General features: G+C 52.4%; 7 protein-coding genes and 1 pseudogene. 6 read left to right on the top strand and 2 right to left on the bottom strand.

From position 1 onward, the window contains the following. On the bottom strand, positions 1-488 hold a 488-nt coding region (locus K5905_RS20970; RefSeq protein WP_297587297.1), incomplete at its 3' end, for a hypothetical protein. A 15-nt stretch (positions 489-503) separates the two neighbouring features. Next, the gene (locus K5905_RS20975) at positions 504-773 is read right to left on the bottom strand and encodes a hypothetical protein (RefSeq protein ID WP_297587300.1); all 270 of its coding nucleotides are present in this window, start codon (positions 771-773) and stop codon (positions 504-506) included. Positions 774-2,918: 2,145 nt separating this feature from the next. Here K5905_RS20975 and K5905_RS31620 point away from each other — a divergent pair. The 6 genes and pseudogenes from K5905_RS31620 to K5905_RS21010 all read left to right on the top strand — a co-directional run. Beyond that, entirely contained in the window at positions 2,919-3,896 is a 978-nt protein-coding gene (locus K5905_RS31620) for a calcium-binding protein (protein ID WP_367187000.1), read from the top strand. Further along, positions 3,815-5,011, top strand: a pseudogene (locus K5905_RS20990) (calcium-binding protein); the annotation flags it as partial. The gene K5905_RS31620 and the pseudogene K5905_RS20990, both read left to right, overlap by 82 nt. A 612-nt stretch (positions 5,012-5,623) precedes the next feature. Further along, positions 5,624-5,959: a hypothetical protein gene (locus K5905_RS20995; RefSeq protein WP_297587307.1), complete on the top strand. Its 336-nt coding sequence runs from the start codon at positions 5,624-5,626 to the stop codon at positions 5,957-5,959. Between the two features lie 741 nt (positions 5,960-6,700). Continuing rightward, on the top strand, positions 6,701-7,075 hold the full coding sequence (locus tag K5905_RS21000) for a transposase (RefSeq protein ID WP_297587309.1): 375 nt from the start codon (positions 6,701-6,703) through the stop codon (positions 7,073-7,075). Further along, entirely contained in the window at positions 7,072-7,416 is a 345-nt protein-coding gene (gene tnpB / locus K5905_RS21005; RefSeq protein ID WP_297587311.1) for an IS66 family insertion sequence element accessory protein TnpB, read from the top strand. The genes K5905_RS21000 and tnpB overlap by 4 nt, the downstream gene beginning before the upstream one ends. Before the next feature lie 63 nt (positions 7,417-7,479). Beyond that, positions 7,480-8,326, top strand: an 847-nt coding sequence (locus K5905_RS21010) for a transposase (RefSeq protein ID WP_297587313.1), incomplete at its 3' end; no start/stop codon positions are given.

Below are 8,326 nucleotides of genomic sequence, written 5' to 3' on the forward strand. Positions count from 1 at the left end.
AAACCGACAGAGAGACCGGTACGCACTGCCGAGTACCCTGCAGCACCAGATCTGACCATTGCCCCACCTGGAAGCAGGGTCGGCAAATCCAGAACACTCGCTGTTAAGTCCGCAAAGGTTCCTGCCCAACCTGCCGCGACAACGGTTTCTCGATCCTTCTTCTCCCGATCGATGTCAGCTTTGATCGCAGCCACAACGGTTGGGTTTTGAGGGGCATCAAGGAACCTATCTTCGTATTCCTCGTAACCTATCAGGTCGCCATTGGTGAAAGGGTTATATCCGTCAACGGTTCTATAGTATTCCCGCTTCTCAATGGCCATTTCCTCGGATGCCAGGTAAGAACCACCAATGTTTTCGGACCGGATTGCTGGTCCAATAGCATCGAAGAAACCTGGCTTCTCGACTCGTTCTCCCACTGGAGCGCTCAAGTCCCAAGGGTTGTAAACGCCCGTTTCACCCGAAATAGGGCTGCTTTTATCCAGTGGCATTTGGTTCTCTCCCCTTCACTTTCCACGGTATTCCAAGACGTCAGCAGAGGGTGTGAGACCCAAACTCGTAAAATCACCTCTCTTGAAGACACCACCAAAGCGATAACCTTCACCTGCAAGCTTTTCAGCGAGGGCTGTGAGAACTAATTCGTTGACGGAGGTGTTGGTTCGGGCCGCAGCGCTGAAAGCGGCTTCTCTGAAGCTCAAAGTGACACGCCCGCCGGTCAACATGATATTGACCACCGGGTCCGTAGCCTGGCTCTGTTTTATGGCTGAACTGTACATTTTGCTGGCTCCTGATCTCACCCTTGAAATCAATAAACCATGCAGTTCGCAGCATTGGGACTATCCGCGTCCGGACACATTTGACCGATTATCGGTTGAAGGCTTTGCCCATTCAGTGCGCGTAACGAGCACCTACCACCAGCGACATTAGATGGGCAGTCCCAGCTCATCAAAGTAGCGGGCGACCCTGGCATGTGCTCGATTGCCCTGCCGGAGCAGCTCGAGAGCACAAATATCACCGTGGTGGACCATCATTAGTGCTGGAGCAGATATTCGCCATGGTGCACTAGAACAGCTATGTACACCTACACCCAATTCTTTGCACCAGCGTTTGATGGTTTTCGAGCTTAAGCCCGTCATGTCCTCGGCTTGCTTCATGCCGATTGTCTCGTCCTTGCGCATCAGGATTGGCCAAGGTGTGTTTAAAGCAAGCACACGTGTATCTGCTTCCTGCGAGAACAAGCTTGAACTAGTAAGAGCCCGCGATTGGGTCATTGGGCGTTGCACCTCTTCGAATTCAACTGGTCCGCATTCGCAAATTGATTCTAGGCAGAGTTGCAGGTCCCTACAAGCTTGTATTTGGCCTTTGATGAGATCATTGCGGGCATGCATTGCGTGCAAACAGCTTGGCTGTGCCAACTACCTTCTGTTTGCTGAAAAGAACCCTTCTGGACAGGATTTTTATAGTTCCATCTGCCAAGGCGACAGATGTGTCGGCAGACATATAGAACCAAGAAACCCGCTCCTGCAGCAACCTCATAAGAAAGAACGACCGTTTAGGCGCACCGCCTGTTGCTACGATTTCAGGTCTTCGACAGTGCTCTTTAGCTGCCTCCAAAAAGTTTTCCACAAACTTAGTTCTTTAAATCATGCAAGGACTCAGTAAATTTCGGCTTGGCAGTAGAGAATGAGAAAGAACTCAATCCCACGTGCAAGGATTCACGAGCTCGCACCAAATTTCTAGGCTACTTGACGCTTGCAAAACGGCTACCCAAAGTGCGCAGCGAGCAGCGAGCGACAGGCACACCATGTTTTTGTTGAGAGGTGTGACTATGAAGCGACTAAACCCCACCCACGTTTTTACTTTGCTAGCTGTGATTGCGATCTGCCTGATTGCGGCGTGGAGCGGGCGAAACCTTGAGATCGGTCGCGACGGACTGAAGCTGACCCTGCCCTCTCAATCCGTTACTCAAGCCTCACCAAGAACTGTCACACCAGGCCGGGAAACACTTCAGTAAGTGGATTTGCCCACGCGGCAGCACAAATTCGAAATCAACGACTTTAGGCCATGGCCGAGTGGAGAATCATGAGCGAGCGACACGTCTGAAAAACAGCCGGTGGAGCTTCATGCGCCTATTCGCCAAACAATGTGACGGCACCTTCTTTTTTTGTTGTGAATCAGTTTTATAAGGCTGGAAAAGTTCACCCAATCACAAGAGAATTCAAATGGCTTTACCGGATGTTATGGCGCTGATTAAATGGAACTGGGCAGCTAACCCGGATTTTGATCCAAATTTTGAAGTGGATCCTCAGTATCGCGCAGAGATCGAAGCCGCTGTCAGAATCATGTACAGCACGCAAACGGGGCAAGCGATTTTGGATACCGCTGTGGCTCGTAATATGGATCTGCAATTTTTCTCGGATCCGAACCAAGGAAATTTCGCCTACACAAATCAGGGTGTTGTAAATTTCAATCCTGACAGATTGGAAAATCTGAAAGCCGTCAATCAGAACGGTGAAACGTTTGATTTCGATATTAAACGCGTGATCATCCACGAATTGGTGCATGCGGTAGGAAACAAGCATGATCTTGCGAATGGCATTATCAATAAAAATGCGCCCAACAATTATTCGCAAGACAACGCCGATTACACTGGTGAAACGGTTAGAACAACCAATCAAATTCTTCAAGAAAAACAGTCCGGTCAGACAATAGACGAACGCGTCAGTTATACCGGCGTAATCCCTCTTAACGCTGCCGCCACCCAGCTACAATGGGGCGTTGCCCCCGGAGCAAATAATCAATTTGATTTTACTGATGGGGGGGCTGTTGAAAACGTAATTACCGGGCCTTTGGATGGGTACGGGCTTGTAAACGGTACAATCGACACTTCGTCTCTTGATACAAACGATCTGCTTTTGGGGATGATCGATAATGAAAGACTTTTCGCTGGCGATGGCGAGGATCATGTTTACGGTGGTGCCGGGCATGACGAAATCTTAGGCGGCGCTGGCGACGACAGGCTTTTCGGCAACGCCGATAATGATTTCCTTGTCGGTGGCACCGGTAAAGATCTCGTAGAAGGCGGCGACGGCATAGATACGCTTTCAGGAGGCACCGCAAATGACGTTTTGACAGCTGTCGTCAAAGGCGATTTGCCCTCTAACGCCGGTTTTGTTGACGATGAAGAACAAGACATACTGGATGGTGGGACCGGCGCAGACACCTACCTGATACACAAAGCCGAACACACTATCGATGTGAATTCAGACACGCCTGTCAGCTATTTTGATTTTATTGAAGGGTGGACAATCCACCATCAAAATCAAAAAGGGTACGCTTTTGATGCCAGTCTGGCACGCTTCGACACGGTGGATCGTATCCGCGATGTTGACGGCACCGGCGTTATTGAAATCCAAAGCTCTGATAATACATCCGTCATCCTAAACAAGCCGAACGAAACTTTTGATCACGTATCATTTGAAGGTCGAGATTTTTACGTCAGCGAAAATTCAGAAGTTGCCGCCTTCGAAAAGGACGGCGATCTTTATGTGATGCATAACGCGTGGTCCTCTGAGTTCGGTCAAAATATAGACGCTTATTGGACCGGATATGTCGCCACTGTTATTATTGAAGACTTCACCGATGGTGACTTCAATTTCGATTTTTCAGGGACCGGTAACCATGGCGGAAACGGTGACGATACACCGAACCTGTCCCCGAGGGCGGATGGTCGAGGTGCGTTTTACAACGGCTATGGCGGCAATGATACGATGCCGGCGACGATCAACTCAATGGCGGTAAGGGTGATGACGATCTTACCGGTGGCAGCGGCAATGATACTGTTTCCGGTGGTGAAGGTGCGGATTTTGTTTCAGGCGGCAGTGGCAATGATATCCTAAACGGGGATCTTGGCGCAGACATTCTGCACGGCGGTGATGGCGACGACACTATCTATGCAGACGCTGACGACACGCAGTTTACCGGTGACGGTGGCCGCGACACGCTGATCTACACCGACACTGATGATTTTCAATACGCCTCGGCTCAGGGGAGCTTTGAAATCATCCGCGCAGGATCCGGCAACAACACCTTGTGGGGCGGATCGGCTGACAATGAATTTGACGGTGAAGCCGGTGACGATCTCCTGCAGGGCGGCGACGGTAACGACATCCTGCGCGGTGGCGCGGGCGCTGACACGCTTCAGGGCCAGAATGGTGACGATACAATCTATGCCGACGCGGACGACGTCTGGTTCTCCGGAGACGCCGGCATCGACACCCTCGTTTACACAGGATCAGACAACTTCGAATATTCATTGAACCAAGGCGCATTTGAAAAGATCCACGCCGGATCCGGCAACAACAAAGTCTGGGGCACCGAGGGCGACAATGAAATCTATCTGGAAGACGGTGATGATTTTGTTCAGGCCGGTGGTGGCAATGACATTATCGATGGTGGCGCGGGCGCAGACTCGTTGCAGGGCCAGGACGGTGACGACACGATCTATGCTGATGCTGACGATACATGGTTCTCCGGAGACGCCGGTATCGATACGCTGATCTACACTAGCTCTGATGACCGGCAATACTCGTTGAACCAAGGCAGTTTTGAACACGCGAAGATGGGTTCTGGCAACAATGGCATCTGGGGTTCGAGCTTCGGTAACACCATCGACGGTGAAGCCGGTAACGACGCGATCTACGGCGCGGACGGTGCGGATCGCCTGATAGGCGGTCTTGGAGACGACACTTTGAGCGGCGGAAATGATTCCGACACGTTCGTATTCCGCGCCGCTGACACTGGTCATGACACGGTCACCGATTTTGTGGCCGGTGCAGGGTCCGAAGACGTTCTTGAATTCGAGATCGATCTATTCGGATCGTTTGCCAGCGTGCTCGCCGCAGCTTCGGATGACGGGTCGCATACAACGATCTCAATTGATCCGGACACCAGCATACTCTTGCAGAATGTCGTCGTTGCCGACTTTCATGCAGATGATTTTGAATTCGTCTGAACGTAGCGATGTCGGTCATGGCGCTTTAACAGGTGCCACGGCCGTTTTCCGCTATGTCTCACCTCAAGTGGGCGCGTCGGCTTTGGGCAGCCGGCAATCATTGCGGCCGTGCGAGCGCTCCGCGCGCGCCAGGTCGCGCCGCGCGAATTTCAGCGCGTCTTTGCCATAACAAACAATGTGGCGCGTATTTTTGATTTTTTGAGAAAAGGACACATGCCATGAAATAGGTTGTCACTGCCACGGTTTTTAGTATCGCAATTCCTAATCCTGCATAGGTTAAAGTGTTGCCGGATTACATCCTGCTGGTCGATACTGTGCCAAGCAGCACGATACCGGAGAGCTGTTAAAAAAGAGGCAGATTGTCCGAAATTTTTGAAGCCGAAAAATTTGCGGGTTCAAAATCGATCGTAAGGTTTTTCGCAAACGCGTTGAAAACTCCGACATCAAAGATGTTGAAATCTTTATCGCAGGGATAGTTGAAGGCGATAAAAGGGTCGAGACAAGGATAAAAAGCTACTCGAAAAAATGGCAGAGAATTATCTGTAACAGGATCAAAAGCGCAGCGAAAAAGCTGGAAGTGCTGGACAACTGATCAACATCAGGACACCCGTTGTGAAATACACTCTTACGATCATTGCTGTTCTTCTGACAACAACAGCCTGTGCTGGTACGTGGCTTGGCAAGTCTGAAATGGAAAAGACAGCACTCCTGCACCACATGCTGATCTTCATGGAAGCTAAAGAGAAATGTGGCTTCGAGTACGATCAGGTAGCCCTTGAGAGCTATGTCCAAGATCGGACGGGGCTCTCATATGAGGTATTTACCATCAAGCTGAACAAATACGTTCCGCCGACGCCTTTCGTGCCCTATGTATCCAAAACGGAGCAGATCAAGCGATGCACTTCCATCCGGGATAGGGCGGCTCGTGCCGGGTTTTTATTGGAATAGGTTCTATAGGGCAACAACAGCAGCACCGAAGCCAGCGGTGCGACTGGACAAGATGGGCTTGACCGGTTGTGGCAAGCATCCCTGCCTTTAGAGTGTGTCGCGTTTAATTGGTTCTATACCCGGCGGCTTTTAAGAAGTTGTAACAGTCTTCGTCTGCGAAGAGATTACAGGGTGCTGTCACATTGTTTTCCTCGATGTTGTCGGGGTAATAGGGTGGCATGAGCATTACTTCCCTGACCTAAAAGAACCATCTCTATCCGATTGAGATCGGCGCACCGCTTACCTTCAATCCACAGGTCTTCAAAGTGCATTTCTTCTCTCCATGCACAAAAAAGGCCCGCTTTGCGCGAGCCAATCAAATCAGGTATACGTGCCAGGTGTTGGCCCCCACCAACGTGATGCATTGTTTCCAGCGGCAGGCTGCGTTTGACTTTCCAGATAGGAACCGGATCGGGCCAGGCAGCCTAGTAAGTCCGTGGCCCGTCCCTCTTGCCTATGATGACGATCACTTCAACGGCCTCAACCAAGCGGACTAATACCTCTTCCGAAATCATAACTGCACCTTCATTCATTGGTAAGCGGTGGCTGGCCCGCTCCGCGCCTTTGATCGCCGTCTGCGGGGAGTATCTGCAAGAGCAACGTAACCGACCGATTGTTACCGCCTGTGTTTTCCTGCGCTCAGATTTTATGTTGCGTCAATATTGTCGTCGTTAATGACGTCGTTTGTTTGAGCGCCTTGGAATGCAGCAGGAAATCATAGTGGGAACCATGCGTCGCCGTTATTGGCCTGACGCTGAGAAATTGTCGATTTTGGAAGAAATTGGTGTTTGTGGTGCAACTGTTTCTGATGTTGCCCGCCGTCATGATTTAAGTCGGCAACATCTTTATCAATGGCGAGCCCAGCTTCGCCGCAAGGGCTTATTGCCTCCGGTTTCTGAAGAACCTGTGTTTCTAGCATTACCGGATCCGAGTGATGAGACACCTGAGGGACCGATGTCCCCTGGGTTCGATGGTTGTGTCGAGATTATTCTTTCGAATGGCCGTGTCTTGAAATGTCGGGGTCAAGTTACAGACGAAGAGCTTGTTCGCATGATCCGATTGGTCGAAGCAGCATGATCGGCCCGGAGACCGGCGTTCGGGTCTATCTCGCCTGCGGTGCCACCGATATGCGCAAGGGGATCGGAGGTCTTGCTGCTCTTGCGCAGGACGTTCTTCGTCAGAAACCTACGAGTGGTGCAGTGTTTGCCTTCCGTGGGCGGCGGGGTGACCGGCTGAAACTTTTGTACTGGGATGGCCAAGGCTTCTGTCTTTACTACAAGGTCTTGGAGCGGGGCCGTTTCCCTTGGCCTTCGGTTGCTGACGGCACGGCTCGTCTGACTTCGGCGCAGTTGGCGATGTTGTGGGAAGGCATCGATTGGCGGCCGGACTGGGGTTCGCCGCCGGCTCGAGTTGGGTGAATTATCTCCCTGATTTGCTTAGTTTTTTTAGCTTCTCCATTGGATCTGTGGTAAGTCAGGTTCATGTCTGACGATGCCGTAAATCTTCCTGATGATCCCGCTATCCTGAAGGCGAAGATCGCCGCTTTGCAGGCGGAAAACGCGAAGATGTCTGCGACGCTACGAGCTCATGACCAGCTGGTTCAGGCCCTGCGGCTCCGGATTGCCAAACTCCAGAAACAGGCCTTCGGCAAGTCCTCGGAAAAAGTCGAGCGTGAGATCGAGCAGCTGGAATTGGCGCTGGAAGATCTGCTGGTCGCAGCTACCGAAAGCGCTGGTGTGCCGGTCGACGAAGGTCAGGACGAGGACGAGCCCGCAGCTGCCGACAACGACACGCGCGAGCACAAGCCGCGGCGGCGTCCGGGTGTGTCGGCTGCGACCCCGCGCGAGCGCCGGGAACTGGACCCTGGCACATGCTGCCCCGATTGCGGCGGCGATCTGCGTGTCGTGGGCGAGGACGTCAGCGAAATCCTCGACATGATCGCGGCGCAGCTGAAGGTCATCCAGATCGCCCGCCTGAAGAAATCCTGTCGCCGGTGCGAGAAGATGGTTCAATCTCCTGCACCGAGCCGGCCGATCCCGGGTTCAATGGCAGGCGCGGGCCTGTTGGCTTACATTCTGGTCTCCAAGTTCGACGACCACCTGCCGCTGTATCGCCTCAACGAGATCTTCGGCCGGATGGGTGCCGACATCCCCGACAGCACGCTGGCGGATTGGTGCGGTCGCGCCATGCGGGTGCTTCAACCTCTGATCGACCGGATCGAGGCCGAGGTCATGGGCAGTGATCTGCTGCATGCCGATGACACTCCGATCCGGGTACTGGATCGTTCCTTGCGGGACAAAGGGCTTGGCAAGGGCGTGAAGAAGGGCC

Source organism: Roseibium sp., from assembly GCF_025698965.1.
In the GTDB taxonomy this organism is placed as follows: Bacteria; Pseudomonadota; Alphaproteobacteria; order Rhizobiales; family Stappiaceae; genus Roseibium.